The following is a 26,891-nucleotide window of genomic DNA, read 5'->3' on the forward strand; positions in this document are numbered from 1 at the left end:
TTCCCGGTCGGCGTCGTGCCGCTGCTCCTGCTCGACGTCTGGGAGCACGCGTACTACCTCGACTACGCGAACGTGCGGGCCGACTACGTCAAGGCCTTCTGGAACATCGTCGACTGGGCGAACGTGGAGCGGCGCTTCACCACCGCCCGGGAGCGCGCCAACGGCCTGCTGCTACTGTCGTAAAGGCCCGCGCGCCCGAGGTCGTGCGCTGCGAGTGCCGCATTCCGCAACCACCCTCGGAGGACCTACGTGACCGTCAGAGTCGGGATCAACGGCTTCGGCCGGATCGGCCGCAACTACTTCCGGGCCGCTCTGGCCAAGGGCAGCGATCTCGAGATCGTGGCCGTCAACGACCTCACGGACAACCGCGCGCTCGCGCACCTGCTCAAGTACGACTCCACCGCCGGCAGGCTCGCGCAGTCGGTCGAGCTCGAGGGCGACAGCATCGTCATCGACGGCAAGCCGGTGCAGGTGCTCGAGCAGCGGGACCCCGCTGCTCTCGGCTGGGGCGACCTCGGCGTCGACATCGTCATCGAGTCCACGGGCCGCTTCACCAAGGCAGCGGATGCACGCAAGCACCTCGATGCGGGTGCGAAGAAGGTCGTCATCTCCGCGCCCGCCAGCGGCGAGGACGGCACGTTCGTGATGGGCGTCAACGAGGGCACGTACGACGCCGACACGATGCACATCCTCTCGAACGCGTCGTGCACGACGAACTGCCTCGCGCCGCTCGCGAAGGTGTTCAACGACGCGTTCGGCATCGAGAACGGCCTCATGACGACGGTGCACGCCTACACGGCCGACCAGAACCTGCAGGACGGTCCGCACAGCGATCTGCGCCGCGCCCGCGCCGCCGCGCTGAGCATCATCCCGACGTCGACGGGCGCCGCGAAGGCCATCGGCCTCGTGCTGCCGGAGCTGAAGGGCAAGCTCGACGGCTTCGCGCTCCGCGTGCCGGTGCCGGTCGGCTCGATCACGGACCTCACGGTCACCGCGAGCCGACGGGCCGGCGTCGATGAGATCCAGGCGGCCTATCGCGAGGCCGCCGACGGGCCGATGAAAGGCATCCTCAAGTACGTCGACGAGCCGATCGTGTCGGCCGACATCGTCGGGGACCCGCACTCGTCGCTGTTCGACGCGGAGCTGACCCGCGTGATCGGCGACCAGGTGAAGCTGTCGGCCTGGTACGACAACGAGTGGGGCTACTCCAACCGGCTCGTCGACCTCACCGACTACGTCGCCGCGCGGCTCTGATCCGGTGACGCTCCGCACCCTCGACTCGCTCGGGGCGCTCTCCGGGCGGCGGGTCGTCGTCCGGTGCGACCTCAACGTGCCGCTGAACGCCGGCGTCATCACCGACGACGGCCGGATCCGGGCCTCGCTGCCGACGTTGCACCGCCTGCTCGACGCCGGCGCGTCGGTGACCGTGGTGTCGCACCTCGGCCGGCCCGACGGCACGCCCGACGAGCGGTACAGCCTCCGCCCCGTCGCCGCCCGCCTCGGCGAGCTGCTCGAGCAGGAGGTCGCCTTCGGCGCCGATGCCGGCGCTGCGGTCACGCTGCGGGAGAACCTGCGGTTCGATCCGCGGGAGACGTCGAAGGACGCGGGGGAGCGACGTGCGTACGCGGAGGAGCTCGCGGCCGGCGCGGACGCCTTCGTGTCCGACGGCTTCGGCGTGGTGCACCGCAAGCAGGCCAGCGTCTACGAGCTGGCTCAGGTGCTGCCGAGCGCCGCGGGCCTGCTGATCGCCGCGGAGCTCGGCGTGCTCGAGCGGCTCACGACGGACCCGGCGAAGCCCTACACGGTGGTGCTCGGCGGCTCGAAGGTCAGCGACAAGCTCGGGGTCATCGACCACCTGCTGCCGCGGGTCGACACGCTGCTCATCGGGGGCGGGATGCTCTTCACCTTCCTCGCCGCCCAGGGCCATGCGGTGGGCAAGAGCCTGCTGGAGCGCGACCAGCTCGACGTCGTGCGGGAGTACCTCACCCGCGCCGAGACGCTCGGCGTGCGGATCGTGCTGCCCACCGACGTCGTGGTCGCGGACGCGTTCGCGGCCGACGCGCGTTCCGAGACGGTCGCCGCGGACGGGATCGAGGGCACGGCGTTCGGCGCCGACGCGATCGGCCTCGACATCGGACCGGCGACCGCGCAGACGTTCGCCGAGGCGATCGCCGCGTCGAGGACCGTGTTCTGGAACGGTCCGATGGGCGTGTTCGAGTTCCCGGCCTTCGCCGCGGGCACGAAACGCGTCGCCGAGGCCCTGACCGAGGTCGACGGCCTGTCGGTCGTCGGCGGCGGCGACTCCGCAGCGGCCGTCAGGGCGCTCGGCTTCGGCGAGGATCGATTCGGCCACATCTCGACCGGTGGCGGCGCGAGCCTCGAGTTCCTCGAGGGCGAGCGGCTGCCCGGCCTCGAGGTGCTCGGCTGGGAGGGGGAGTCCTGATGGCGCGCAGACCGTTCATCGCCGGCAACTGGAAGATGAACCTCGACCACCTGCAGGCGATCGCGCTCGTGCAGAAGCTCGCGTGGACGATGAAGGACGCGGGCTACGACCCGAAGGGCGTCGAGGTGGCGGTCTTCCCGCCCTTCACCGACCTCCGCAGCGTGCAGACCCTCATCGCGGCCGACCGCTTCCCGCTCGCCCTCGGTGCGCAGGACGTGTCCCCGCACGAGGCGGGCGCCCACACCGGCGACGTGTCGGCGGCGATGCTCGCGAAGCTCGATGCGCGGTACGTGATCATCGGTCACTCCGAGCGGCGGGCCGACCACCGCGAGGACGACGCGCTCGTCGGTGCGAAGGTGCACGCCGCGCTGCAGCACGGCCTGGTGCCGGTGCTGTGCGTGGGCGAGACCGCGGAGGACCTCGAGCGACACGGCGCGAGCGCGGTGCCCGTCGGGCAGCTGAAGGCCGCGCTCGAGGGCGTCTCCGCCGATGCCGAGCTCGTCGTCGCCTACGAGCCCGTCTGGGCGATCGGCTCGGGCACGCCCGCCACGGCGGAGACCGCCCAGGAGGTCGGGGCGGCCCTGCGCCGCGCGCTGGCCGAGACCCTCGGCGAGGACGCGGCGGAGCGCACCCGCATCCTGTACGGCGGGTCGGTGAAGAGCGGCAACATCGCCGGCTTCCTGCGCATGCCCGACGTCGACGGCGCGCTCGTCGGCGGCGCGAGCCTCGACCCCGCCGAGTTCGCCGCGATCGCGCGGTTCGAGAAGCACGTCGGCGTCTGACGCCGAGCCACCCGTGCGCGGGGCGGCCGCCCGGTTATACTTGCCGTCGCTGGATTCCGGCTGGAAGCCGAGGAAGGAGGAGGCATGGCGATACTCGAAGTGGTGATCGAAGTGGTGCTGGGCATCACCAGCCTGCTCCTGACGCTGCTCATCCTCCTGCACCGCGGCCGCGGAGGGGGCCTCTCCGACATGTTCGGTGGAGGCGTCACGTCCAGCCTCGGGGCGTCCGGCGTGGCCGAGCGCAACCTCAACCGGATCACCGTCATCCTCGGACTCATCTGGTTCGCCTGCATCATCGTGCTCGGCCTGATCACCAGGTTCACCTCGGGCGCGTGAGCGTCCTGCAACTCGAAGCGAGCACCCCTCATGGCATCTGGCGGTAGCGCCATCCGCGGTTCCCGAGTGGGCGCCGGCCCGATGGGCGAGCAGGATCATGGACATCACGCGGAGCGGATCGCGGTCTCGTACTGGGACGCCCTCGGCAACGAGACGGTCAGGTACTTCGCGGCGAACCTGCCGGCGGAGGAGATCCCGGCCGTGATCGACTCCCCGTCGAGCGGCCTGCCCGCCGGCCGCGACCGGGCGAACCCGCCCGCGGTGGCGAAGACGGAGCCCTACAAGACGCATCTCGCCTACGTGAAGGAGCGTCGCACCGACGAGGAGGCGGCCCAGCTCCTCGAGGAGGCGCTCAAGCAGCTCCGCATCCGTCGCGGCAAGATCCCCGCCGACAGCTAGACCTCCTCACCACCCCGGCCCGGGGACGGCGGCTCGATCAATAGCTCTGCGCGATGAGGTTCGGCGGCACGTTCTGGGCCGCCGCGCTGTCGACGAAGAAGACCGTGCGCTTGCGGCCCTGCACGCCGGCCACCGGAACCTCGTCCTCACTCGCGCCCGCGAGCGCGAGGCCCAGCGCCGTGGCCTTCTCGGCGCCTGCGGCGACCATCCACACGCGGTGCGACGAGTTGATCGCCGGCAGGGTCAGGCTCAGCCGGTCCGGCGGGGGCTTCGGGGCGTTGCGCACGGCGATCACCGTCGCCGGGCCGTGGCCCTCGCGCTCCGGGAACAGCGAGGCGATGTGGCCGTCGGGGCCGACACCGAGGAACGTGATGTCGAAGCGGGGCACCGATGCGCCGCCCTCCGCGTGCTCGAGGAGCACCTCCGCGTAGGCCGCGGCGGCGCGGTCGATGTCCTCGATCTCGTCGGAGGCGGGGAACGGGTGGATGTTCGCCTCGGGCACCGCGATGCGGTCGAGCAGCGCCTCGCGCGCCTGCACCTCGTTGCGCTCCGGGTCCTGCTTGGGCACGAACCGCTCGTCGCCCCACCAGAAGTGGACGCGGCTCCAGTCGATGGTGTTGCGCATCCCGGACGTCGCGACGGCGCGCTGCGTACCCGCACCCACGGTGCCCCCGGTGAGGACGACGTTCACGGTCGTGTACTCGTCGAGCAGGTCGACGAGCTTGGTCAGGAATCGGGCTGCGACCGCGGCCGTCAGGGCATCGACGTCCGGGTGCACGAGCACGCGTCTCTCGTTGGTCACGGTCCTCCAGTCGCGCTTCCTCAGGCCGGCTGTCCGGGCAGCGCGGCGAGGCCTTCGGTCAGCACCTCGCCGAACAGGTCGTCCGGGTCGAGGCGCCGCAGTTCTTCCGCGAGGCAGTCTCGCAGACTGCGCCTGGGCAGGGAGACCTGATGCGTCGGCTGACCGGGCTGGGACAGCGTGGCGATGTTCGGGACCGTGCGCTCGAGGTCGATCGTTCCGCTGTCGCGGAGCAGCCGGACACCGTGGATGCCGGTCGAGCGGTCCGAGAGCTCGATGCGGACGGGCACCCGCAGCTGCAGCCCGAGCCACGCGCCGAGCAGCTCCGTGGAGGGGGAGTCGGCGGCACCGGCCACCTCGACCGCGGTGACGGGCTCGTACGGCGGCTGGTCGAGCACCGCCGCGAGGATGGCCCGCCAGAGCGTGAGGCGCGTCCAGGCGAAGTCGGAGTCGCCGGGCCGGTAGCTGGCGCCGAGGTGCGCGAGCGCCGCCTGCGGGTCCGCCTGCGTCGACGCGTCGGTGATGCGGCGCTGCGCGATGCGGCCGATCGGCGACTCGCTCACCACGGCGGGCGCCGTACCCGGCCACCAGGCGACGACGGGGGCATCCGGCAGCAGCAGCCCGGTGACCAGGCCCTCCTCGTCGCTGCCGGCGTCGCCGAACGCCTTCAGCACGACGACCTCGCTCGCCCCGGCGTCGCCGCCGACCCGGATCTGCGCGTCCAGGCGGGCCGCGCCGCCCGCGGTAGGAGGCCGGGACACGACGATGACCCGCATCGGATGCTCGCGCGAGGCGTCGTTGGCCGCCTCGATCGCCTCCTCCTCCGCGCCCAGCCGGGTGGCGATGACGAGCGTGAGCACCCGGCCCAGAGCCACGGCACCGCCCTCGGCACGGATCTTCACGAGCGCCCGCTGCACGCGGGACGCGGTGGTGTCGGGCAGGTCGACGATCACGGGCGCCTCCAGGTGCGGCCGTCGCGGGTGAGCAGCGCATCGGCGGATGCGGGACCCCAGGTTCCCGGCCGGTACGGCTCGGGCCGACCGGAGGCCGCCCAGAACTCCTCGACGGGGTCGAGGATCATCCAGGAGAGCTCCACCTCCTCGTGCCGTGGGAAGAGCGGCGGATCGCCGAGCAGCACGTCGAGGATCAACCGCTCGTAGGCCTCGGGGCTGGCCTCGGTGAAGGCGTGCCCGTAGCCGAAGTCCATCGTCACGTCGCGGACCTGCATCCCGGCACCCGGCACCTTCGACCCGAACCGGATGGTCACGCCCTCGTCCGGCTGCACCCGGATGACCAGCGCGTTCTGACCGAGCAGCGACGTCTGGCTCTCGGCGAACAGCTGGTGCGGCGCCCGCTTGAACATGACGGCGATCTCGGTGACCCGCCGGCCGAGCCGTTTGCCGGCCCGGAGGTAGAACGGCGCGCCCGCCCAGCGGCGGGTGCCGATCTCGAGCTTCAGCGCCGCGTAGGTCTCGGTGGTGGAGGCGGGCGCCATCCCGTCCTCCTCGAGGAAGCCGAGCACGTGCTCGCCGCCCTGCCAGCCCGACGTGTACTGGCCGCGTGCCGCCGCCGCGGCGAGGTCCCTCGGCACGCGCACCGCGGACAGCACCTTCTCCTTCTCCGCACGCAGGTGCACGGCGTCGAACGACACCGGCTCCTCCATCGCGGTGAGCGCGAGCAGCTGGAGCAGGTGGTTCTGGATGACGTCCCGCGCCGCACCGATGCCGTCGTAGTACCCGGCGCGGCCGCCGACGCCGATGTCCTCGGCCATCGTGATCTGCACGTGGTCGACGAAGTTCGCGTTCCAGATCGGCTCGAACAGCATGTTCGCGAAGCGGAGCGCCAGGATGTTCTGGACCGTCTCCTTGCCGAGGTAGTGGTCGATCCGGAAGACGCTGTCCGCCGGGAAGACGCTCTCCACCACGTCGTTCAGCTCGCGCGCGGTCTTCAGGTCGGACCCGAACGGCTTCTCGATCACGACGCGTCGCCACTGGCCCGGGCGCGGGTCCGCGAGACCGGAACGCTTCAGCTGCTCGGTGACCTGCGGGAACGCCTTGGGCGGAATCGACAGGTAGAAGGCGTGGTTGCCCATCGTGCCCCGCTCCACGTCGAGCGCCTCGACGGTCTCGCGGAGCCGCAGGAACGCCGCCTCGTCGTCGAAGGTGCCCTGCACGAAGCGGATGCCCTGGGCGAGCTGCCGCCAGACGTCCTCGTGGAAGGGGGTGCGGGAGTGCTCCTTCACCGCGTCGTGCACGACCTGCGTGAAGTCCTCGTCCGCCCAGTCGCGACGGGCGAACCCGACGAGCGCGAAGCCGGGCGGGAGCAGGCCGCGGTTCGCGAGGTCGTACACGGCGGGCATGAGCTTCTTGCGCGCGAGGTCGCCGGTGACGCCGAAGATGACGAGGCTCGACGGTCCGGCGATCCGGTTCAAGCGCCGGTCGCCGGGGAGCCGGAGCGGGTTCAGGCCGGGTCCGACGGGGGCGGGATCGCCGGGCACGACCGACCGCGGCGGGGACTCGAGGTCGGTCACGCCGACTCCTCACTGAACGGGTCGGCGCCGCGCAGCCAGGCGGCCACCGCGGCGGTGTACTGGAGGGCGAGGATCAGCTCGCCGAGGGACCCGCTGAGCCGGATCTCGTGCGGGGCGATGCGGGCGGGCGCGTGCGCGTCGTCGACCAGTCGGAGCACCTGCAGCTGCACCGACGCCTCGACGAGCTCGGGCGCGTCGCGCCGGAGGGCGCGGGGCTGGAGGCCGGCGCCCGCGAGCAGGTGGGCGGCCCAGCGGTCGGCGCCGACGAGGTGGGTGCCGTCGGTCACCACGGCGACGCCGGCGGGGCGGGATCCGCCCAACGCGGCGCCGAGGCGCAGACCGTTGTTCGCCCGGTCGTCGATGGCGAGGTTCAGCTCCTCCGACTCCGCCTCGTCGAGCAGCTCGGCGAGGTCGGCGCCGGCGAGCCCGGCCGCGACGAGCGCCGGAGCGGACAGCGCCGAGAACCGGTCGCCGACGCCGCGCTCCCAGGGCACCGTGGTGAGCCGCGTCGCCCGTGCATCGGCATCGAGCGAGGAGCCGGCCCTGGCGACCACGACGACCCGGCGGGCGGGGTCGACGCCGAGGTCGTGCACGGTCCGCACGACAAGCGCGAGCACGGCGGCGTCCGCTCCGGCCACGACGACCACGGTGTCCGCGGCCTCCTGCAGCGCGCTCCGGACCGCGGCCGGATCATCCGGCTCCACCACCGCCAGGTCGACGCCCTGCGTACCGGCGATCATGGACGCGGCTCGTGCCGCACCGGCCGGGGCGAGCAGCAGCACCCGGTCCGCTCCGGCCCGCCGCAGGTCCCGTCGCAACGCGGTGATCGGCGCGACGAGCTCGCGGCTCGCGGCCACGGACTCGGTCCACCCGAGCCCGCGCGCCGCGTCGGTCTCCGCAGCCGCGCCCCAGAGGGACGCGTCCTGCCCCGTGATCCCCGAGGCGACCTTCTCGTCGACGAGCCGGGGAAGCACCCGGCCGACGGCCTCCTCCGCGGCACCGCCAAGGGCGATGCGGACGCTCACCGCGCGGCGGCGTCGAGGGCGGCCGTGACGGTGTCGGTCAGCTCGTGCCAGGAGGCGATGAACTTCTCCACGCCTTCGCGCTCGAGCAGGGCCGTGACGTCGTCGATGTCGATCCCCACCGCAGCGAGGCGGTCGAGCACCTGCTGGGCGTCGTCGTAGTTGCCGACGACGGTGTCCCCGTCGACGGCGCCGTGGTCGGCGACGGCCTCGAGCGTCTTCTCGGGCATCGTGTTGACGACGCCGTGGGTGACGAGCTCGGTGACGTACAGGGTGTCGGGCAGGTTCGGGTCCTTCACGCCGGTGGAGGCCCACAGCGGCCGCTGCCGGTTGGCGCCCTGCTCCTGGAGCGCGATGGCGCGCTCCGTCGCGAAGCGCTCGACGAAGAGCTTGTAGGCGAGGCGCGCGTTGGCGATCGCCGCCTTGCTCTTCAGCGCCGTCGCCTCGTCCGAGCCGATCGCGGTCAGTCGCTTGTCCACCTCGGTGTCCACGCGGGACACGAAGAACGAGGCGACCGAGTGGATCGTCGACAGGTCGATGCCCGCCTTCGCGGCCTGCTCGAGGCCCTCGAAGTACGCGTCGATGACGGCGGCGTAGCGCTCGAGGCTGAAGATCAGGGTGACGTTGACGCTGATGCCGGCACCGATCGCCGCGGCGATCGCGGGGACGCCCTCGACCGTCGCCGGGATCTTGATCATCACGTTCGGCTTGTCGATGGTCGTCCAGAGGCGCTTGGCCTCGGCGACGGTGGCCTCGGTGTCGTGCGCGAGCTCGGGGGAGACCTCGATGGAGACGCGCCCGTCGTAGCCGGCGGACTGCTCGAAGACGTCCTTGAAGATGTCCGCGGCGTTGCCGACGTCCGCCGTGGTGATCTCGAAGATCGCCTCCGCGACGTCCTTGCCCGCGGCCGCGATCTCGCGGACCTGCTCGTCGTACGCCTCGCCCTTCGAGAGGGCGGACGCGAAGATCGTCGGGTTCGTCGTGACGCCCACGACGTCGCGCTCCGCGATCAGCTTCTCCAGCCCGTGGCCCTTGATGCGCTCACGGGAGAGGTCGTCCAGCCAGATGCTCACGCCCGCCGCGGAGAGCGCGGCGGTGGGGGTCTCGGCCTTGGTGTCGGTGATGCTCATTGCGAAGCTCCTTCTGCCGGTGGAACCGCGTCAGCGGCCCAAAGATTCCTTGGCGGCCGCCACGGCGTGCTCGGTCGTGAGGCCGTACTTCTCGAACAGCGTCTGGTAGTCGGCCGATGCGCCGAACGTCTCGACGGAGACGCTCCGTCCCGCGTCGCCGACGTAGCGGCGCCAGCCGAGCGACACCCCCGCCTCGATGGACACCCTGGCGCGGATCCCGGCCGGGAGCACGGACTCCTTGTACGCGTCGTCCTGCTCCTCGAACCATTCGAGGCACGGGGCGGACACGACGCGGGCGTTGATGCCCTCGCCCTTCAGCTGCTCCCGCGCGTCCACCGCGATCTGGAGCTCGGACCCGGTCGCCAGGAGGATGACGTCCGGCGTGCCGCCTGGCGCCTCCGCGAAGACGTACGCGCCCTTGGCCGTGCCCTCCGCCGAGGCGAAGGTGTCGCCGTCGGCGGCGCCCGAGCCGCGCTCGTACACGGGGATGTTCTGGCGGGTCAGCGCGAGACCGGCCGGGCCCTTGCGCCGCTCCAGGATCGTGCGCCACGCGACCGCGGTCTCGTTCGCGTCACCGGGCCGCACCACGTCGAGCTGCGGGATCGCGCGGAGCGCCCAGAGCTGCTCCACCGGCTGGTGCGTGGGGCCGTCCTCCCCGAGGGCGATCGAGTCGTGCGTCCAGACGTAGATGGTGGGCGCCTTCATCAGGGCCGCGAGACGGACCGACGGGCGCATGTAGTCGCTGAAGATGAGGAAGGTCGCACCGAACGGCCGGGTGTTGCCGTGCAGCACGATGCCGTTCAGGATCGCCCCCATCGCGTGCTCGCGGATGCCGAAGTGCAGCACGCGGCCGTACGGGTTCGCCTTCCACATCTTGGTGCCGCGCTCGGGCGGCAGGAACGAGCCCGCCTCCTCGATCGTCGTGTTGTTCGACTCGGCGAGGTCGGCGGATCCACCCCAGAACTCCGGCAGGTGGGGCGCGATGGCGTTGATGACCTTGCCGGAGGCGACGCGGGTGGAGACCGCTTTGCCGGCGGGGAAGGTCGGCAGGTCGACGAAGGCGTCGTCGGGCAGCCTGTAGTCGACGATGCGGTCGAGCAGCTGCTTGCGCTCGGGGTTCGCCTGGGCCCACCGCTGGAGGCGCTCATCCCACTCTCGGTGCTGCGCCTGGCCGCGGTCCACGGCCTTGCGGGTGTGGGCGAGGACCTCGGGGTCGACGTCGAACGTCTTCTCCGGGTCGAATCCGACGGCCCGCTTCAGCCCGGCGACCTCGTCGGTGCCCATGGCGGAGCCGTGGATCTTGCCGGTGTTCTGCAGGGTCGGCGACGGCCAGCCGATGATCGTGTCGACGACGATGAAGGACGGCTTGTCGGTGACGGACTGCGCCTCGAGGACGGCGGCGTGCAGCGCCTGCACGTCCTCCTTGTAGGAGCCGTCCGGCTGGATGAAGGACACCTCCTGCACGTGCCAGCCGAGCGCCCGGTAGCGGGCCGGGGTGTCCTCGGAGAGGGCGATGTTCGTGTCGTCCTCGATGGAGATGCGGTTGCGGTCGTAGAAGACGATGAGGTTCCCGAGCTGCTGCGTGCCGGCGAGGGAGGAGGCCTCGTTGGTGATCCCCTCCTCGATGTCGCCGTCGCTCGCGATGCAGTACACGAAGTGGTCGAAGGGGCTGGCGCCGGTCGCCGCGTCGGGGTCGAACAGTCCACGCTCGAAGCGGGACGCGTAGGCGAACCCGACCGAGGAGGCGAGGCCCTGGCCGAGCGGGCCGGTCGTGATCTCGACGCCGTCGGTGTGGCCGTACTCGGGGTGGCCGGGCGTCTTCGATCCCCACTTGCGGAGATGCTGCAGGTCCGGGACCTCCAGGCCGTATCCGCCCAGGTAGAACTGGATGTACTGCGTCAGCGACGAGTGACCCGCCGAGAGGACGAATCGGTCACGGCCGATCCAGGTGCTGTCGGAGGGGTCGCGGTGCATCACCTTCTGGAACAGCAGGTACGCGAGCGGCGCGAGGCTGATCGCGGTGCCGGGGTGGCCGTTGCCGGCGTTCTGCACGGCGTCGGCCGCGAGGACGCGCACCGTGTCCACGGCCTTCTCGTCGAGCGGCCCCCACTCGAGCTCGCTCGACTGGCGCGTTCGGACGTCCGTCACTTGGATCCCCTTCCACCGATGGAGTTGAGAGCGGGCCGTGTGCGAACCCATGGCGAGTCTAGGGATTCCTCCCTCGCAATCCTCCTGCCGGAGGCGGCTACTCGGCGAAGGGTCGAAGTCGATTCACATAGAATCCTCACCAGTGAGCACGGCAGTCTCGGCTGCCGGCGGCCCGTCGGCCGTCGGCCAGGGCCCAACGGATCCGCCGCGCGGCCGTCGGCTGCGCGGCTATGTCGCGCTGATGAAGCTGCGGGTCGTCGAGCTACTGCTCGTGACGACGGTGCCGGTCATGATCCTCGCCGCGCACGGCGTTCCGAGCCTCTTCGTGGTCGCGTGCACCCTCGTCGGCGGCACCCTCAGCGCCGGTGCCGCGAACGCGTTCAACATGGTGCTCGACCGTGACATCGACCGGGTCATGCACCGCACCCGGCACCGTCCGCTCGTGACCGGTGCGCTCACGCCGCGGGAGGCCGTGGTCTTCGCGTCCGCGCTCACCGTGCTCTCGACGCTCGTCCTCGGCTTCGGGACGACGTGGCTCGCAGCGGCGCTGTCGCTCGCCGCGATCGGCTTCTACGTCTTCGTGTACACGCTGTGGCTGAAGCGGCGCACGACGCAGAACATCATCTGGGGTGGCCTCGCGGGCTGCTTCCCGGTGCTCATCGGGTGGGCCGCCGTCACCGGCTCGCTCTCGTGGGCCGCGTGGGTGCTCTTCGCGGTGATCTTCCTGTGGACGCCGCCCCACTACTGGCCGCTCTCGATGCGGTACAAGGAGGACTACGCCTCCGTGGGGGTGCCGATGCTCGGTGCGGTCGCGAGCAACACGAAGGTCGGCCTGCAGACGGTGCTGTACGCCTGGGCGACGCTGGCGTGCTCGCTGCTGCTCGTGCCGGTGGCGCACATGGGGCCGCTGTACACCGCCGTGGCCCTCGCGGCGGGCGGCTGGTTCGTCCTCGAGACGCACCGCCTCTACGCGCGCGCCGTCTCCGGTGGTGAGGCCGCGCCGATGCGCGTCTTCCACGCCTCGATCGGGTCGCTGTCGCTGCTCTTCCTCGGCGTCGCGATCGACCCGCTGCTCTTCCACTGAGCGCCGGCGCTCGAGACGCAGCGGATCGCTCGGCCCCGTGTGCGCCGATCCTCAGGAGACGGCCGCGAGCAGGCCCTTCAGGTGATCGGCCAGGCGGACGGCGAGGGCGACGATCGTCTGGGTCGGATTCGCGTGCCCGCCGGTCGGGAAGACCGAGCTGCCCGCGACGAACAGGCCGGGGACGCCGAACACGGCGCAGTCCGGGTCGACCACGCCCGCGTCGGGGGTCGCGGCCATCCGCGTCGCTCCCATGGGATGCGCGACGTCGGGCAGGTCGAACGGTGCGGCGTCGTCCGTCACGAAGGGGAGGAGCGCGGGGGCCGGCACGCCTCGCGTGCGGCAGAGCGCGACGAACCGCTCGGCGGTGCGACGGACCGTCAGCCGTTCGAGCCCGCCGACCCGCGACGCGATCCGGCTGATGGGCATGCCGAGCGCGTCCACGCGGTCGCTGAGGGTGATCCTGTTCGCCGGATCGGGCTGCTGCTCGACGATCGCGTGGAGCTCGAGGCGCTCCAGCAGCCGAACGGGTGCACGCCGGCGCACGACCATGCGGAACGCGCCCTCGGCCAGCAGCAGCGGATGCCGGACCGCCGCTGCGGCGGCCGCGGCGGGTGCCCGGCGGGCGGCCGCCAGCGCGGTCCACGGATCGTCGGCCCGAGGGATCGCGAACAGCCAGATCGCGCAGTTGAGCAGGCGCTCCTCGGCCTGGACCTCGGCCGAGAGGGCGTAGCCGGGTGTGGCCCTCCCGCCGAGCAGGTACCGATCGCCGAACCGCCGCTGGAGCCGCCCGTGGTGGCGCGGCTCGTAGACGGCGATCGGCCCGCGCAGGTGATCCATCAGCGAGCGACCGATCGGGCCGTCCGGATCGGGCGCGTCGGGCAGGGCCGCGAGCAGCAGCCGGGCGTTCTCGATGCCACCGGCCGCCAGCACCGCGAACCGCGTCGCGACGGTCCGGACGACCCCGTCCCGCCCGGTCGCCTCGACGTGCGTCAGCCCGTGCTCGTCGGTGGCGATGCGGGTGACGGTCGCGCCGGTGAGGACCCGGACGCCGGGCAGCGGTTCGCGCAGCGCCCGCCGGCCGAAGCGCATGGACTCCGACGGGTCGAGGGCGTCGCGGGAGAGGGACCACGCGTAGCGCCCGAGTCCGGAACCGGTGGGGTCGGGGGTCCGGCCGGCGACGGCCCGGACGAACCCGGGTGCGTGGTTGTCGGCGACGATCGCGCCGAGGTGCTCCGTCGTGCGCGGCAGGTACTGCTGCACGACCTCCTGCTGGATGGGCCAGCCGGAGCCCGGCACCCAGTCCCGCCGGCGGTAGTCGATCGCGTCGAGCGCGGCGACCCGGCCGGACCAGATGTGCGAGGTGCCGCCGAGGATCCGGCTGCGGACCAGCCGCTGGTCCAGCACCCGTGGACCGCCGACCACCTCGATCTCGTCGAGCGCGTCGGCGAACGCGTCGGGTTCGACCAGCCCGCTCTCGAGCACGAGCACGTCGTGCCCGCTCCCGCTGAGTTCGCGCGCGAGCGTCAGCCCCGCCGGTCCGCTCCCGACGATGCACAGATCGGCCCCGAGGGGCGCGTCGGGAGCGGACGCCGAGAGCTCGTCGATCTGCATCCGCCGATTCTTCCGGTCAGGGCGCGGTTCCCGCCATCGCCGCTGCCCTGGGTTCCGGACGGGGCCCTGGCCAGGGCGGCTGCCAGCCGCTAGTCTCCGGGCACCCCTCCGCCCCCCCATCGGAAGTCGGTCCCGCATGCGCGGAACGTCGTCACGTCTGCTGCGCCATGAGGTCGCCGGCGTCCCCGTCTGGCTGCTCGTCCCCGTGGTCACGGTGATCGTCGTGCTCGTCGCCGCGATCGCGCTCCGCGGTGGCCGGCCCCCCGAGCCGGTCGCGTTCCGCGACGTCCCCGTCCCCTCGGCGTCATCGACCGCGCGTGCCCTGCCCGCGCACCCGCGCCTGCTCATCTTCGGCGACTCCTACACCTACGGGTCGATGGCCGATCCCCTGACGAAGGGGTACGCGTACCTGGTCGCGAACTCGCTGGGGTGGCAGCACCGGATCGACGCGCTCCCCGGCACCGGCTACGTCAACGGCGGTCCGAACGGACTGAAGTCGCCGTACGGGGTCCGGCTCACGAAGCTGATCGCCGACCATACGTTCCGGCCCGACGTGGTGATCCTCGAGGGCAGCCAGAACGACTACGTCGGGGTCGCCAAGGTCCGTGCCGCTGTCGACTCCGTCGTCCGCCAGCTGCGCCACGCCTATCCCGGCGTGACGGTGGTGCTCTTCGGGCCGGCGGCGCCGCAGCCCGGGCTGAACACGCTCGTGGCGATCGACTCCCAGATGGCGGCCGCCGCCTTCGACATGGGCGTGCCGTACATCAGCCCGTACGAGGAGCAGTGGTTCACGACGGCGAACACGCCCCGGTACGGCGCGCCGGACGGGGCCCACCTCTCGACCGCGGGCCACGCCTACCTCGCGAAGCGCTTCCTGACGGACTTCAGGCACCTCTTCGGCCTCTGATCGAGGCGATTCAAGGTCCTTCCAGCGGACGCCCAGAGGGTCGCTCTACCGTCCGGGGACGTCCTTGCGGACTCCGGCGCGCGATTCGAATCGCACGGCACCGCGCGGGCGCGTTCCGGGGGGAGGACGGCCATGCGCCCGCGCCGTCGACGAGCACGCGACGACGACCGCGTCTTCCTCGTGGAGGACCCCGAGACCGGCGGCATCGCGATGGTGCGGGTCGCGGCCGCGGACGTGCCCGCGTTCGAGGCCTCCCTGCAGCCGGTCGGCCAGGCCGAGGAGGACGGACCGGTCGTCAGCGACGGATCCCCGGACGAGCCGCCGACGCCCTGACCCGACCGCGGGCCCGGCGTCCCGGCACCGTCGTCGTCGGGATCGCGGTTCCCAGCACCGCGCCGAGGCACCACCAGAACGGCACGGCCGCGAAGGGGGACTCGAGCACGACGCCGAGCGACGCGGGCACGATCAGGCTCAGCGGGACGAGGATCAGCAGGAGCGTCGCCGGATCGAGCGTCGCGCTCCTGCGCAGCCGCCAGCTCCGGACCAGGAACTGCACCACCGCCGCGAGGATCAGGGCCAGGCCGATCAGTCCCATGCGGGCGAGGGTGCCGAGCCAGTAGTCGTGGGGTGACCTCGGGCGCACGTCGTCATCGATGGCGTCCCCGACGAGGAGGACGCTCGCGCCGGACTGGGCCAGGAAGTCCGGGCCGTAGCCGACGCCGATGATCGTGCGCTGCTGGTCGGCGAACGTCCACTGCACGAGGCGGTCCCAGGCGTTCGACCGGGCGCGCGTCGTGCCCTCCGCCCCATCGGCGACGGCGTTGCCCGTGACGGCCGAGGGAGCCACCGTCGCGATCAGCTTCGCGCCGACGCCGGTGAACGACACGGCGACGACCCCGGAGATCAGCACGATCGGCACCACCGCGACGATCAGCAGCTTGCGGTGAGGGCTGCGCCCCCGCTCGGACAGCGTGGCGAAGACCACGTAGGCGCTCGCCACTACCGCACCGAGCAGCCCTGCCCGCGTGAACGACGCCGCCACCGCGGCGAACGTGCCGGCGTACGCGAGCCCGAGGAGGACCGGATGGCGTCCGCCGTGGAGCATCCGCCACAGGATCAGGGCGCCGAGGACGCCCACCAGCGTCGTATCCACGTCCGGTCGCGGCGTGAACAGGTGGACGCCCTGCGTCGCGTTCAGGGTCGGGAGCAGGTAGGGCAGGGCGGGCACCGCCTCCTGCGCGACGAACCAGACCGCGTGGAAGATCAGTGCCGCGACGAACACCCGGAAGGTGTTCCGCCTGCCGGCCTCCCCGGTCCGGCGCACCGCGTAGAGCGCGAGGAGCCCCGCCGCCGTGTACACGTAGGGGAACGCGTCGCGCAGAGCCACCAGGGAGAGGTCCCCGCCCATCACGAGGCGGAGGAGGACGAACGCGAGGGCCGCCAGCAGGGGGAGCGGGGAGCCTCCACGCCCCGTGCGCAGGAACACCTGGTCCGGGCGCCGGATCGCTCGCGTACCGATCAGGTAGACGGCGAGCAGGAGCAGGACGTCGGTGAGGAAGATCGGGTTCACCCCGATGTAGCTCGCCCATCGCGTGCCGGCGAGCAGCAGCGCGACGGAGGCGGTGCCCGCGACGGTGAACGGCCGCGCGTCCCGGGTCAGGAGGGGCTCGCGGCGAGGGGTGCGCCGGACGGCCGTTCCCACGGTGCGGGTCATCCGTGCACCGCCGACGCGATGAACGACCAGATGTCGGCGGTGATCGTGGGGCTGTGCGCGGCGATGTCGATGCCGTGGAAGTCGCCGGGGCCGATCACCAGCCGGTGGGGAACGCCCTTCGCCTTGAGCTGCGCCACGAACCGGTCCGCCTGGGATCGAGGCACGAGCTCGTGCTGCGAGTTGATCACGAGCATCGGCGGATCGCCGTGATGCACGGAGTTGATGGCCGAGGCACGCGCGACGGCGGTGCAGGGGCTGGTCGTGCCGCAGCCCAGGTACTGGTCCTCGATCCCGCGGAGGGAGTCGGTGAGGTCGGATGCGCCGAAGTCGTACGCCCCGGACAGGAGCACCGCCGCCGAGAACGTGCTCGCCGGCAGCGGCGAGTCGGGCACGCCGACGGCCAGCTCGCTCGCCAGCACGGCACCGGCCGACTCGCCGAGCAGCACGACCCGGCTGCGATCGGTCCGGAAGCGCTGCACCTGGGCGTCGGCCCGGAGCCACGAGACCGCGGAGGCCACGTCCTCGAGCTGCCCGGGGAACCGGACCGGCGTGGTCCCGGACTTGTACTGCACGAGCCGGTAGTCGACCGAGAACGAGGCGTAGCCGTGGGCCGCGCCGTCGAGGCACGCCTGCCGCAGCATCGTCCTGCTGCCCGCCGTGAACTGGCCGCCGTGGACGAGGACGAGCATCGGGAGGTGGCTGCCGCTCGTCGGGACGCAGGCGTCGAGCCGGAGGGGCGTCCCGCCCGGCGCCGCGAACTGCAGGGTGATCGACCCGTCCGGCGACGCCGACGGTGTGGGCTGCGGTGCCGGAGAGCTGCACGCGCTCACGGCGACGAGGACGGCGGCGAGCACGGCCGCGAACAGGATGCGCACGCGGTTCAGACGACGGCGGGGCCGATGCCCGCCGCCACCTCGCGCTCGGCGAGCTCGGCGGCGAGCGCCTCGGCCAGCGTCCGGTCCGAGACCTCGAAGAGCCCGGACTCGTCCCAGGCCGAGATCTGGTACTCGTCCCCGGCGGCCAGCAGGGACAGGGCGGTGCCGGACGGCCATGCCGACACCGTCGCGCCACCGATCCACGGCGAGGCGCCCTCCCGCCAGGCGGCGCCGAGGAACGCCTCGGAGAGGCCGAGCATCGGGACGAACACCGCAACGGTTCCCGGGCCCGGGCGGGGGGAGCGGCGCAGCAGCGTCTTCGGCCGATGGGCGATCCAGCGCGCGAGGGCGTGGGCGGTGCTCACCATCGCGCCGCCGCCGCGGAGCGCCGCCTTGCTGCGCGCCGCGATCGCCGCGGGCGACCAGTCGGAGGCGAGGAGGGCCGCGGGCGCGGCAACGCCCATGAAGTTGCCGAGCACCCTGGCGTTCTTGACGAACCGCCGGGAATCGACCGGCACGATGACCGGGACGTCGCGCTCGCCGGTGTACAGGCGGCGCGCGGCGCCGACCGCCAGGCTCGCGACGCGGCTCATCACGGTCGTCGGGCCGCCGGCGGGCAGGGCGATGAGGCGCCGCAGCTCGTCGGGACCGAGTGTCGCGTGGCCGAAGCGCGCGGTCTCCAGCCGCAGGTCCGCGTCTGTGGGGCTGTGCGTGAGCACCGGTTCGGGCTGCGGCGTGCGCCGGTTCGCGCGGAAGTCCTCCAGGCCGGCTCGGCCCACCTTGCGGAGTCCGTGCACGAGGGGGAACGCGAGGGGGGTGCGGGTGTCCCGCTTGCCGTCGGCCCCGCTCGAGACGGACACGAGCCAGGTGACCAGCTCGAGGATCGCGCCGCCGTCCATCACGCCGTGGTGCACGTTGACCACCAGCGTGCCGCCGGCGATCACGACGCGCACCGGCAGCCGGCCGTAGCCGAGCGCACGGGCGCGAGCGATGAGGTCGCGGACGTCGGCGTACCGCTCGATCCGGACGACCGCCTCCTCGACGGCGGCCGCGACATCGCTGTCACGCGGCGCACGGCCGAGCGAGTCGCGGACCTCGATCGAGGCGGGGTGCAGCACGTAGGCACTGAGCGCTTCGGGGAGACGATCGAGTGCGGCGTCGGCGAGGCCGTCGACGACGTAGATGACGCTCGCGCCGGCGTAGGGGCGGTCGCGGAGGCGCATGGTCGGGAGCTCCTCGGTGGGGACGGGTGGCGATGCGGCGCCGACCGCATCGAACGCCGGGGGCGCCCGCATCGTGGCGTCACTGTAATCGTGCGCCTGCCGGACCTCAATGAATCAGCGGACCCCGGAACTGGGGTGTTTCATTCACGTGAAATCCATTGTCCAGTCGACGCGCCGAGTTTACAGTGGTTTCGCGGCACTTCAGCCGGGGATGTCCACCCAGACCTCGTCCCCGCTCACCCCTCTCAGCCGCTACCCACCCTCATCCCTGAAAGCGGCCCGCGTGGAGATCCACGATTACGTCTCAGTGCTCCGACGCGGCTGGTTGCTGCTGCTCCTCCTCGCGCTCCTCGGAGCACTCCTGGGCTGGGGCCTCGCGCTCGTTCAGCCCCCCAAGTACTCGGCCGTCGCGAAGGCCTACGTCTCGACGCAGGCGGCGACGAGCATCGGTGACCTCTCCCAGGGCACCGCGTTCACGCAGCAGGTGATCACGAGCTACGCGGACATCGCCACGACCGCGTCGGTGCTCGACCGGGTCCGGTCCGACCTCCACCTCACGCTGACGCGGGCGAAGCTCGCGAAGGAGATCACGGTGGTGCCGGCGACGAACGAGACCGTGCTCACGATCTCGGTGTCCGACGGGTCGCCGACCAGGGCCGCCGCCATCGCGAACTCCGTGTCGCGGAACCTCTCCCTCACGGTGGACGCGCTCACGCCGCGCGCCGTGGGGACGAAGGCGCCGATCAGCATCGCCCAGGTCGACCCGGCGGTGGCGAACCGGATCCCGGACAGCCCGAAGCCGCTCCTCTACGCGGCCTTCGGCGCCGTCGGCGGCCTGCTGCTGGCGTTCCTCTTCTCCGTGATCCGTGAGCTCAGCGACACCCGGGTGCGCGACATCGACGACGTCGCGCGGGTGACCGACGTGCCCGTCATCGGGACGACCGAGCGTCGCGGCCGCGGTCCCGCCGCGCCGCAGCTGCCGCGCGAGCTCCGGCTCGCACGCATGGAGGCGTACCGCTCGCTCCGCAACAACCTCCAGTTCATGGAGCTCGGGGCCACGAAGCGGTCCCTCGTCGTGACCTCCTCGATCAGTGCCGAAGGCAAGTCGACCTCGGTGGCGAGCCTCGGGCTCGCGCTCGCCGACGTCGGCGAGCGGGTCGTCCTCGTGGACGCGGATCTGCGCCGACCCACGCTCGCGGGGCAGTTCGGCCTCGACGGCTCGGTCGGCCTGTCGGACGTCCTCATCGGGCGCGTGTCGCTGGACGCCGCGCTGCAGACGTGGGGCGACGACGAGGTCACCGTCCTGCCGGGCGGCGAGGTGCCGCCCAACCCGAACGAGCTGCTGCAGACGGAGGCGATGGCGGCGCTGATGGCGACGCTCTCGGAGCGGTTCGACACCGTTCTCTTCGACGCGCCACCGCTCCTGCCCGTCTCGGACGCCGCGCTCCTCGCCCGTCGCACCAGCGGGGCGATCGTCGTCGCGGCAGCGGGGGAGGTGCGCCGCGGTCAGCTCGACGAGGCGCTCGTCTCGCTGGAGCGGGCGAACGCGCGGGTGCTCGGCCTCGTGCTCACCAAGGTGTCGCGCCGCTCGAATTCCGTCTACACCTACGGGGCGGACCGCGGTCGCCGGCGCAGGCCCGTGAAGCGGCGCCGGGACTCGGTCCGCTCCACCTCGCCCTCCGCATCCTTCGAGGGGCTGTCGTGATGACCGTCCAGCCGATCGGCGGCGTGGAGGCACCGGCCGGCGGCGACCGGCCGCTCATCGAGCAGTGGGGACCGCGACGGCAGACCGTGGGCGGACTGCGGTTCGTCGCGACCACCCCCGTGGACGCCGTGCGCGTCGTCGTGGCGGAGGCCACCCGGCCGGGGCGCACCCGTGGCGAGCACATCCACCTCGCCAACGCCTACAGCGTCGCCCTCTCCTCGAAGGACCGGCGGCTCGGGGCGAGGGCGTTCCGCGGCCGTGCCTGGAACCTTCCCGACGGCAAGCCGCTCGGGTGGGTCTCGCACTCGCGCGGCCACAGCCCGAGGCTGGCGCAGGTGCCCGGCCCCCACTTCTTCCTCGACGTGTGCCGCGCCGGCACCGAGCGGCAGCTGCGGCACTACCTGCTCGGCGGCGCTCCCGAGGTGCTGGCGACGCTGGAGACCCAGCTCCGGGGGCTCGCGCCCGGGATCCGGATCGTGGGCGCGGTCAGCCCGCCCTTCCGGGAGGCGACGCCCGCCGAGCTCGCCGACCGCGACGCCGCCATCCGGGACTCCGGCGCACAGGTGGTGTGGGTCGGCCTCGGCACGCCCAAGCAGGACATCGAGGCGGCGAGGATCGCCGCCTCCCTCCCGGTCATCGCGATCGCCATCGGCGCCGGCTTCGACTACACGGCGGGCACCCTCCGGCACGCTCCCGAATGGATGTCGGCGGTCGGCCTCGAGTGGTTCTTCCGCTTCCTGATGGAGCCTCGCCGCCTGTGGCGGCGCTACTTCTTCGGCAACCTCCGCTTCGTCGGCGCGGTGCTGCAGGACCTGCGCCGCACGACGCGGTAACCGGATGTCCGCGACCGCCTTCCAGGCAGGCGCGGGGGTACTCGTCATCAGCCAGGTCCCGCCGCCCGTCCACGGTTCCACCGTGATGACGCTGCGGCTGCTCGAGACCCTCAGCGGCTTCGGCAGGGCGACCCTGGTCGACCGCCGGTTCTCCCGCACCGTCGACGACGTGGGCCGGGCGCGGCCGGGGAAGCTGCTCGCCGTGCCGTCTCTCGTGGCCCGGGTCGCCGCAAGGGTCGCCGTCCGGCGCCCGGGCGCCTGCGTCTTCTTCCTCACGAACCGGCCGGGATCGTTCCTCGTCGACGTCGTGCTCCTCGAGCTGCTCCGCGTGCTGCGGGTCCCGACCGCCCTCTACCTCCACACCAACGGCTACCGCGAGCTGGCCCGCCGCGGCCCGCTGTGGCGCGCCGCCGTCGGACGGGTGCTGGGCGGTGCGGATCGCGTCGTCGTGCTCGGCCCGCGCATGGCGGAGGACGTTCGGCCGTTCGTCGCCGAGGAGCGCATCGCGGTGATCGCGAACGCGCCGGGCGACGCGCCCTCGCCATCGGGCCCGGTGGGCGGCGACGAGGACTTCCGCCTCCTGTTCCTGGCCAACCTGCTGCCCGAGAAGGGCGCGGACGCGTTCGTCCGCCTCGCCGAGCGGCTCACCGCCGACACCGGGCGACGCTGGCGCTTCGACATCGCGGGCGCCGGCGCCCGCGACCGCATCGCCGCGCTCCGCGCCGCCGTCGAGGACGCCGGCGTCGCCGCTTCCGTGACCGTGCACGGGGCCGTCACCGCGGACGAGCGCTGGCGGCTGCTCCAGGACGCCGACGTCCTCGTGCTGCCCTCCACCTATCCGTTCGAGGCGCAGCCGCTCGTGGTCGTGGAGGCCCTCGCCACCGGAACGCCCGTCGTCGCGTACGACGTCGGCGGGGTGGGCGACCTCGTCGTCGACGGCGAGACCGGCCTGCTGGTGCCGGTCGGGGACGAGGACGGCCTGCACCGGGCGGCCCGTGCGCTCGCCGAGGATCCGGCGCTGCTCGCCCGCTGCGGGGCGGGAGCGCGCGAGCGGTACGAGCAGCACCACTCGCCGGCGGCCTACGCGGCGGCCTGGCGACGGCTGCTCGGTGCGCCGGACCCGCGCCCCTCCGGGGACCTCGACTTCGCGGGGACCCCTGCCGCGTTCCTGGCACTCGTCCGCGAGGACTGGCGCGCCAACCCGCGTGACGTGAAGTCCCGCGCCATCCTCGTCGGCCTGCGCCTCGCGCAGCTCGCGATGGGCTCCCCGGACCGGTTGCGCTTGCGCGCGGTGATCCCCGTGGCCCTCTACCGCGGATGGACGGAGATGCTGCTCGGGCTGGAGCTGCGCCCGAGGACCCGCATCGCAGGAGGCCTCACCATCTACCACGGCTACGGGCTCGTGGTGAACGATCACGCGCGCATCGGCCGGGGCGTGACGCTCCGCAACGGCGTCACGATCGGCCACCGCGAGGAGGGCGGCCCGTCCCCGGTGATCGAGGACGGCGTCGTGCTCGGCGCCGGAGCGATCGTGCTCGGCGGCGTCACCATCGGCGCAGGCGCCCGCATCGGCGCGGGCGCGGTCGTCCTCCACGACGTCCCCACAGGCCGGACGGCCGTCGGCAACCCCGCCCGACTCCTCGAGGAGCGTTCCGCATGAGAAGTTCCCGCAAGCTCGCGGCAGGGCTCGCCGACGCGTCGCTCGCGGCCCTCGGCACCTTCCTCGCCGGCATCGTCGCGGTCCGCGAGCTCGACACGCGAGCGCTCGCCGTCTACGCCGTGCTCTTCAGCGCGACCGTGCTCGGGATGCTCCTCCCGCGCCAGCTGCACTACGTGCCCGCGCAGCTCGGCGCCAACCTCGAGGCCGACCTCCGGTCGCCGCTCGTCGGCCGGGACGCGCGACGGGCGAGGATCGTGAGCGCCGGCACCTTCCTCATCGCCGTGGCGAGCGGCCTGTCGCTCGTCGGCTCCGCGCCCGTCGCGGTCTGCCTCGGGATGGGCCTGATGGCGGGGCTCTACGCCGTCGTCTCACCGCTGCAGGACCACATCCGCGCGGCGCTGCACCTCGTCGACCGGCACGTGTCCGCCGCGATGTGCTCGGTCGTGCTCGCGGCGACGGTCGGCCTGGGCACCGTCTTCGGGCTCACCCATCACGGAGCTCCGGGACTCGAGCTGCTGCCGTTCGGCGCGCTCTTCGCCGGGAACGTGCTGTCCATCGCGGTCGGCGTGCTGCTGCTGCGCGGCGCGCCCCGCCACCACGACTACGTGCAGCAGCCGCTGCCCGACCGCACCCGCCTGCTCTTCTCCGAGGTCGCGGTGCAGGGCGCCTGGTTCGCCTGCAACTACGCGATCCTGCTCGTGCTCGGCGGTGCGGTGCTCGCGCACCTCGAGGCGGCTCGTGTCGTCGCGTCGCCGATCACGATCCTGACGGCGGCCCTCGTGACCTTCATGGGTCCGGCGGTGCTGCGGAAGCTCCGCGCGACGCCGGACAACCCGCACGGCCCACGCCGGGACGTTCTCCTCGTCAGCGGCATGGTGGCGGTCGGCGGTGCGCTGTACATCGGCGTGCTCGCGCTCTTCGGGCCCGTGGTGTCCGCGATCCTGAACAAGCCGCTCGACCTCGCACTCGCGTCCGCGCGCATCGGGGAGTACGTGATCGAAGGCGTCTCGACCGTCGTGACGCTCGTGGTCTTCGCGATGGGGCGGACCCGGCTGGCGCTCGGGAACAGCGTGGTCGCCGGTGGAGTGGGCTTCGTCGGGACCCTCGCGCTCGCCGTCCCGCTCGGGCCGTTCGCCCTGCCCGCCGCCCAGACGCTCGGCATGGCGGCCCGGCTCGTCAGCTCGGCGACCGGCATGGAGCGGGGCACGAAGGCCTCGGCACCCGAACCGGAGCCGGCCGTCGCCTGACGTCAGATCGAGCGGAGCCGCTCCGCGAGCACGAGCCGGTCGAACGGCCGCAGGCCCCGCGCCTCGCGGCGGATCCAGTCCCGCAGGCGCCGCCACGCCGCCGCCGACTGCTCGTCGTCCCGCCGCCGCGTGACGGCGCTGTGCCGCAGCACGGGCGTCAGTTCCCGCAGATGCTCCGGCAGCAGGCGCGAGTAGCGCTCGTCGAGGAGCGCGTCGGTCGCCGCGGGCGCCCACGTCCGGGTGATCTGCGCCGGATGGACCCGGTAGCGCAGCACCGGGCGCACCGTCTTCCGGAGGCGCAGGCCCGCCGCCGCGGCTCGGAGCCACAGCTCGTAGTCCTCGACCACGATGTCGGCGTACCCGCCGAGCGACTCCATCGCCGAACGCCGGCAGGACATCGTGGGGTGCGACAGGAAGTTGCCGACCAGCAGGTGGTACCGCGCCGCCGCCGGCGTGATCGGCAGCGGGGAGGCCGCGCCGCGCAGCCGGCCGGCGGGATCCGTGAGCAGCATCGACCCGAACACGAAGTCCGCGCGATCGAGGAGCGCCGTCTGCGACCGGAACCGCCCGCGAGCGCAGACGTCGTCCGCGTCCATCCGGCCGACGAGCTCGCTGTCCGAGTGCCGGAGACCGTGGTTCAGGGCCGCGGCGACCCCCGACGACGCCTCGCGTCGCATCACGCGCACGCGTCGATCGCCCTCGGCGGCGCGCGCGAGGATCGCCGGCGTCGCGTCGTCGCTGGCGTCGTCCACCACGACGAGCTCCGCATCCGCCGGCAGCGCGGCGACGGTCGAGGCGAGGGCCGCAGGCAGGTGGGCCGCCCCGTTCTTCACCGGGAGGAGCACGGACAGCCGGGGCATGGGGCTCCAGGGGGCTCGGGGGACGGTCCGGAGGATAGCCGACCGCCGGGTCAGGCGCCCTGCCCGGTCGGTGCGCCCGACGGTCCCCGGGCGGCCAGCACGACCGCGGTCGTCGCGGCCGTGAGCACCGCGGCGAGGAACACGTGCACGACGACGAGGCCGGCCGCCCAGCCCAGGGCGACCTGGGTCACCCCGACGACCAGCTGCACGACCTCGATGCCGACGAGCAGCGCCACCGGCCGGACCCTCGCTCCACCGCGGGCCGCGACGACCAGCAGGACGGCGCTCGTCAGCAGGAGCAGCCAGGCCACCGACTCGTGCACCTGCTGCAGCACGACGGGGTCCAGTCCGTTGCGGGGGGCCGTCGCGTCGCCCGCGTGCGGACCCGATCCGGTGGTGGTGACGCCGAGGACCACGGTGACGGCCGCGAGGACCGCGACGACGCCGGTGAGCACGACCGCGACGGGAGCGGCCGCGACGGGAGCGGCCGCGCGGGCGCGCGGCCCGGGGAGCACCGCGGCGCGGTGCACGAACACGGTCATCAGCACGACGAGCGTCAGGGAGAAGAGGAAGTGCGCGGCCACGAGCCAGGGGTTCAGGTGCGTCAGCACGGTGATGCCGCCGAGGACGGCCTGGACGGGGATGCTGAGCAGCTGCGCGAGCGCCAGCCCGACCAGGTCCTTCCTGGTCCGCCACTGCCGCAGGACCACCGCGAAGGCGGCGAGCGCGACGACCACCAGCACGAAGGTGAGGAGGCGGTTGCCGAACTCGATCACGCCGTGCACCCCCATCGCCGGTGTCGTGGTGAACGAGGCGACCGTGCAGCGGGGCCAGGTGGGACAGCCGAGGCCGGAGCCGCTGAGCCGGACCGCCCCACCCGTGCCGACGAGCAGGATCTCGGCGACCAGCGACGCCCGGGCGGCGATCCGGATCACCGGGGAGGCGACCAGCGGGACGGCGGCCGGTCGCGGTGCCTGCTCGTCGAGCCTGACCGTCATGGATCCGTCCTCCGGGGTGCATGGGGGCGGCGGCTAGGATGGGCCGCCGGGTCGAGTGCGGCGCCGACGTGCCGTGGAGCAGCGGATCGGCCCGCCGCCCGATCGGGCGCCGCCCGCCGTCTCGCACCGGATTGTAGGCGCGGTGCGAGAGGCTCCCGGCCGGGAGCCGAGGGAATGCCCCGCCCGCTGGACGGGTTGCCACTGTACGGAGAGGAGCACCGTGACCGATGTGCTGATCGATCGTCCTGAGCTGGAGGGACTCGGTGTCTACGAGTTCGGCTGGTCGGACTCCGACAAAGCCGGTGCCTCCGCGCGACGCGGGATCTCCGCCGACGTGGTCACCGACATCTCCCGCCGCAAGGGCGAGCCCGAGTGGATGCTGAAGAACCGGCTCAAGGGCCTCGCCATGTTCGAGCGCAAGCCCATGCCGACGTGGGGCGCCGACCTCTCCGGCATCGACTTCGACAACATCAAGTACTTCGTGAAGTCCACCGAGCGCCAGGCGCAGTCGTGGGAGGACCTCCCCGAGGACATCCGCGCGACGTACGAGCGGCTCGGCATCCCGGAGGCGGAGCGCCAGCGCCT

25 protein-coding genes and 1 pseudogene are annotated in these 26,891 nt (G+C 72.8%); 14 read left to right on the plus strand and 12 right to left on the minus strand.

The annotated features are described in order from the left end of the window. From JWQ92_RS10000 to JWQ92_RS10025, 6 genes are all read left to right on the plus strand, one after another. Nucleotides 1-183: Fe-Mn family superoxide dismutase (locus JWQ92_RS10000; RefSeq protein WP_297344311.1), on the plus strand; the 183-nt coding region annotated here is incomplete at its 5' end. Between the two features lie 66 nt (nucleotides 184-249). After that, nucleotides 250-1,254 (plus strand): type I glyceraldehyde-3-phosphate dehydrogenase, encoded by a 1,005-nt coding sequence (gene gap, locus JWQ92_RS10005; RefSeq protein WP_297344312.1) that lies wholly within the window; start codon nucleotides 250-252, stop codon nucleotides 1,252-1,254. 4 nt (nucleotides 1,255-1,258) lie between these two features. Then, a complete protein-coding gene (gene pgk / locus JWQ92_RS10010; protein WP_297344313.1) occupies nucleotides 1,259-2,443 on the plus strand; it encodes a phosphoglycerate kinase in 1,185 nt (394 codons plus the stop codon). Next, nucleotides 2,443-3,225, plus strand: coding sequence for a triose-phosphate isomerase (tpiA, locus tag JWQ92_RS10015; RefSeq protein ID WP_297344314.1), 783 nt, complete (start codon nucleotides 2,443-2,445; stop codon nucleotides 3,223-3,225). Before pgk ends, tpiA begins: the two co-directional genes overlap by 1 nt. Nucleotides 3,226-3,309: 84 nt before the next feature. Further along, nucleotides 3,310-3,561 (plus strand): preprotein translocase subunit SecG, encoded by a 252-nt coding sequence (gene secG / locus JWQ92_RS10020; RefSeq protein WP_297344315.1) that lies wholly within the window; start codon nucleotides 3,310-3,312, stop codon nucleotides 3,559-3,561. 30 nt (nucleotides 3,562-3,591) lie between these two features. Further along, complete coding sequence (locus tag JWQ92_RS10025) at nucleotides 3,592-3,960, plus strand: RNA polymerase-binding protein RbpA (protein ID WP_297344316.1); 369 nt, start codon at nucleotides 3,592-3,594, stop codon at nucleotides 3,958-3,960. A 37-nt stretch (nucleotides 3,961-3,997) separates the two neighbouring features. Here the strand turns inward: JWQ92_RS10025 and pgl are convergent, their stop codons facing one another. From pgl to tkt, 6 genes are read right to left on the minus strand one after another with little or no spacing between them, the layout of a single operon-like run. Further along, nucleotides 3,998-4,762, minus strand: a complete 765-nt coding sequence (pgl, locus tag JWQ92_RS10030) for a 6-phosphogluconolactonase (protein ID WP_297344317.1) — start codon at nucleotides 4,760-4,762, stop codon at nucleotides 3,998-4,000. Nucleotides 4,763-4,782: 20 nt separating this feature from the next. Continuing rightward, a complete protein-coding gene (locus JWQ92_RS10035) occupies nucleotides 4,783-5,712 on the minus strand; it encodes a glucose-6-phosphate dehydrogenase assembly protein OpcA (RefSeq protein ID WP_297344318.1) in 930 nt (309 codons plus the stop codon). After that, nucleotides 5,709-7,256: a glucose-6-phosphate dehydrogenase gene (gene zwf, locus JWQ92_RS10040; protein ID WP_297344334.1), complete on the minus strand. Its 1,548-nt coding sequence runs from the start codon at nucleotides 7,254-7,256 to the stop codon at nucleotides 5,709-5,711. The genes JWQ92_RS10035 and zwf overlap by 4 nt, the downstream gene beginning before the upstream one ends. A 29-nt stretch (nucleotides 7,257-7,285) precedes the next feature. Continuing rightward, nucleotides 7,286-8,314 carry a hypothetical protein gene (locus JWQ92_RS10045; RefSeq protein ID WP_297344319.1) on the minus strand — a complete coding sequence of 343 codons (1,029 nt, stop codon included), beginning with the start codon at nucleotides 8,312-8,314 and terminating at the stop codon, nucleotides 7,286-7,288. Further along, complete coding sequence (tal, locus tag JWQ92_RS10050; RefSeq protein WP_297344320.1) at nucleotides 8,311-9,441, minus strand: transaldolase; 1,131 nt, start codon at nucleotides 9,439-9,441, stop codon at nucleotides 8,311-8,313. Before tal ends, JWQ92_RS10045 begins: the two co-directional genes overlap by 4 nt. A gap of 30 nt (nucleotides 9,442-9,471) precedes the next feature. Next, nucleotides 9,472-11,589: a transketolase gene (gene tkt, locus JWQ92_RS10055; RefSeq protein WP_297344321.1), complete on the minus strand. Its 2,118-nt coding sequence runs from the start codon at nucleotides 11,587-11,589 to the stop codon at nucleotides 9,472-9,474. A 220-nt stretch (nucleotides 11,590-11,809) separates the two neighbouring features. Between tkt and JWQ92_RS10060 the strand changes: the two genes are divergently transcribed. Further along, nucleotides 11,810-12,673 (plus strand): heme o synthase, encoded by an 864-nt coding sequence (locus tag JWQ92_RS10060; protein ID WP_297344335.1) that lies wholly within the window; start codon nucleotides 11,810-11,812, stop codon nucleotides 12,671-12,673. 51 nt (nucleotides 12,674-12,724) lie between these two features. Here JWQ92_RS10060 and JWQ92_RS10065 read toward each other — a convergent pair whose 3' ends face one another. Further along, nucleotides 12,725-14,284, minus strand: coding sequence for an FAD-dependent oxidoreductase (locus JWQ92_RS10065; RefSeq protein ID WP_297344322.1), 1,560 nt, complete (start codon nucleotides 14,282-14,284; stop codon nucleotides 12,725-12,727). A 136-nt stretch (nucleotides 14,285-14,420) separates the two neighbouring features. Between JWQ92_RS10065 and JWQ92_RS10070 the strand changes: the two genes are divergently transcribed. Together JWQ92_RS10070 and JWQ92_RS10075 are read left to right on the plus strand one after the other, a co-directional pair. Then, nucleotides 14,421-15,191: an SGNH/GDSL hydrolase family protein gene (locus tag JWQ92_RS10070; RefSeq protein ID WP_297344323.1), complete on the plus strand. Its 771-nt coding sequence runs from the start codon at nucleotides 14,421-14,423 to the stop codon at nucleotides 15,189-15,191. Nucleotides 15,192-15,323: 132 nt separating this feature from the next. Then, entirely contained in the window at nucleotides 15,324-15,524 is a 201-nt protein-coding gene (locus JWQ92_RS10075; RefSeq protein ID WP_297344324.1) for a hypothetical protein, read from the plus strand. Here JWQ92_RS10075 and JWQ92_RS10080 read toward each other — a convergent pair. The 3 genes from JWQ92_RS10080 to JWQ92_RS10090 are packed head-to-tail and all read right to left on the minus strand — an operon-like array spanning nucleotide 15,487 to nucleotide 19,075. Further along, nucleotides 15,487-16,905 carry an O-antigen ligase gene (locus tag JWQ92_RS10080; protein WP_297344325.1) on the minus strand — a complete coding sequence of 473 codons (1,419 nt, stop codon included), beginning with the start codon at nucleotides 16,903-16,905 and terminating at the stop codon, nucleotides 15,487-15,489. The genes JWQ92_RS10075 and JWQ92_RS10080 overlap by 38 nt on opposite strands. Next, on the minus strand, nucleotides 16,902-17,780 hold the full coding sequence (locus JWQ92_RS10085) for an alpha/beta hydrolase (RefSeq protein ID WP_297344326.1): 879 nt from the start codon (nucleotides 17,778-17,780) through the stop codon (nucleotides 16,902-16,904). The genes JWQ92_RS10080 and JWQ92_RS10085 overlap by 4 nt, the downstream gene beginning before the upstream one ends. A 5-nt stretch (nucleotides 17,781-17,785) precedes the next feature. Beyond that, nucleotides 17,786-19,075 (minus strand): hypothetical protein, encoded by a 1,290-nt coding sequence (locus JWQ92_RS10090; protein ID WP_297344327.1) that lies wholly within the window; start codon nucleotides 19,073-19,075, stop codon nucleotides 17,786-17,788. A 211-nt stretch (nucleotides 19,076-19,286) separates the two neighbouring features. Between JWQ92_RS10090 and JWQ92_RS10095 the strand changes: the two genes are divergently transcribed. The 4 genes from JWQ92_RS10095 to JWQ92_RS10110 are packed head-to-tail and all read left to right on the plus strand — an operon-like array spanning nucleotide 19,287 to nucleotide 24,448. Beyond that, nucleotides 19,287-20,708: a polysaccharide biosynthesis tyrosine autokinase gene (locus JWQ92_RS10095; protein ID WP_297344328.1), complete on the plus strand. Its 1,422-nt coding sequence runs from the start codon at nucleotides 19,287-19,289 to the stop codon at nucleotides 20,706-20,708. Further along, nucleotides 20,708-21,541, plus strand: coding sequence for a WecB/TagA/CpsF family glycosyltransferase (locus tag JWQ92_RS10100; RefSeq protein ID WP_297344329.1), 834 nt, complete (start codon nucleotides 20,708-20,710; stop codon nucleotides 21,539-21,541). The genes JWQ92_RS10095 and JWQ92_RS10100 overlap by 1 nt, the downstream gene beginning before the upstream one ends. A 4-nt stretch (nucleotides 21,542-21,545) precedes the next feature. Then, a complete protein-coding gene (locus tag JWQ92_RS10105) occupies nucleotides 21,546-23,201 on the plus strand; it encodes a glycosyltransferase (RefSeq protein ID WP_297344330.1) in 1,656 nt (551 codons plus the stop codon). Next, nucleotides 23,198-24,448 carry a hypothetical protein gene (locus tag JWQ92_RS10110; protein ID WP_297344331.1) on the plus strand — a complete coding sequence of 417 codons (1,251 nt, stop codon included), beginning with the start codon at nucleotides 23,198-23,200 and terminating at the stop codon, nucleotides 24,446-24,448. The genes JWQ92_RS10105 and JWQ92_RS10110 overlap by 4 nt, the downstream gene beginning before the upstream one ends. A gap of 2 nt (nucleotides 24,449-24,450) precedes the next feature. On the opposite strand, the gene JWQ92_RS10115 is transcribed toward JWQ92_RS10110, so the two are convergent. Together JWQ92_RS10115 and JWQ92_RS10120 are read right to left on the minus strand one after the other, a co-directional pair. Beyond that, complete coding sequence (locus JWQ92_RS10115) at nucleotides 24,451-25,308, minus strand: glycosyltransferase (RefSeq protein WP_297344332.1); 858 nt, start codon at nucleotides 25,306-25,308, stop codon at nucleotides 24,451-24,453. Between the two features lie 50 nt (nucleotides 25,309-25,358). Then, nucleotides 25,359-26,306, minus strand: a complete 948-nt coding sequence (locus JWQ92_RS10120) for a COX15/CtaA family protein (protein ID WP_297344333.1) — start codon at nucleotides 26,304-26,306, stop codon at nucleotides 25,359-25,361. Between the two features lie 220 nt (nucleotides 26,307-26,526). On the opposite strand from JWQ92_RS10120, the pseudogene JWQ92_RS10125 reads away from it, so the two are divergent. Next, nucleotides 26,527-26,891: pseudogene (locus tag JWQ92_RS10125) on the plus strand (Fe-S cluster assembly protein SufB); the annotation flags it as partial.

This window comes from Amnibacterium sp. (genome assembly GCF_025463795.1).
GTDB lineage: Bacteria > Actinomycetota > Actinomycetes > Actinomycetales > Microbacteriaceae > Amnibacterium.

Bases quoted from the DNA above. Each gene is read 5' to 3' on its own strand.
- JWQ92_RS10090 (WP_297344327.1), bottom strand. From the start codon at position 19,075: ATGCGGGCGCCCCCGGCGTTCGATGCGGTCGGCGCCGCATCGCCACCC.
- tal (WP_297344320.1), bottom strand. From the start codon at position 9,441: ATGAGCATCACCGACACCAAGGCCGAGACCCCCACCGCCGCGCTCTCC.
- JWQ92_RS10070 (WP_297344323.1), top strand. From the start codon at position 14,421: ATGCGCGGAACGTCGTCACGTCTGCTGCGCCATGAGGTCGCCGGCGTC.
- JWQ92_RS10120 (WP_297344333.1), bottom strand. From the start codon at position 26,306: ATGACGGTCAGGCTCGACGAGCAGGCACCGCGACCGGCCGCCGTCCCG.
- JWQ92_RS10075 (WP_297344324.1), top strand. From the start codon at position 15,324: ATGCGCCCGCGCCGTCGACGAGCACGCGACGACGACCGCGTCTTCCTC.
- tpiA (WP_297344314.1), top strand. From the start codon at position 2,443: ATGGCGCGCAGACCGTTCATCGCCGGCAACTGGAAGATGAACCTCGAC.
- JWQ92_RS10065 (WP_297344322.1), bottom strand. From the start codon at position 14,284: ATGCAGATCGACGAGCTCTCGGCGTCCGCTCCCGACGCGCCCCTCGGG.
- JWQ92_RS10105 (WP_297344330.1), top strand. From the start codon at position 21,546: ATGTCCGCGACCGCCTTCCAGGCAGGCGCGGGGGTACTCGTCATCAGC.
- secG (WP_297344315.1), top strand. From the start codon at position 3,310: ATGGCGATACTCGAAGTGGTGATCGAAGTGGTGCTGGGCATCACCAGC.
- JWQ92_RS10025 (WP_297344316.1), top strand. From the start codon at position 3,592: ATGGCATCTGGCGGTAGCGCCATCCGCGGTTCCCGAGTGGGCGCCGGC.
- JWQ92_RS10080 (WP_297344325.1), bottom strand. From the start codon at position 16,905: ATGACCCGCACCGTGGGAACGGCCGTCCGGCGCACCCCTCGCCGCGAG.
- JWQ92_RS10100 (WP_297344329.1), top strand. From the start codon at position 20,708: ATGACCGTCCAGCCGATCGGCGGCGTGGAGGCACCGGCCGGCGGCGAC.
- JWQ92_RS10110 (WP_297344331.1), top strand. From the start codon at position 23,198: ATGAGAAGTTCCCGCAAGCTCGCGGCAGGGCTCGCCGACGCGTCGCTC.
- JWQ92_RS10115 (WP_297344332.1), bottom strand. From the start codon at position 25,308: ATGCCCCGGCTGTCCGTGCTCCTCCCGGTGAAGAACGGGGCGGCCCAC.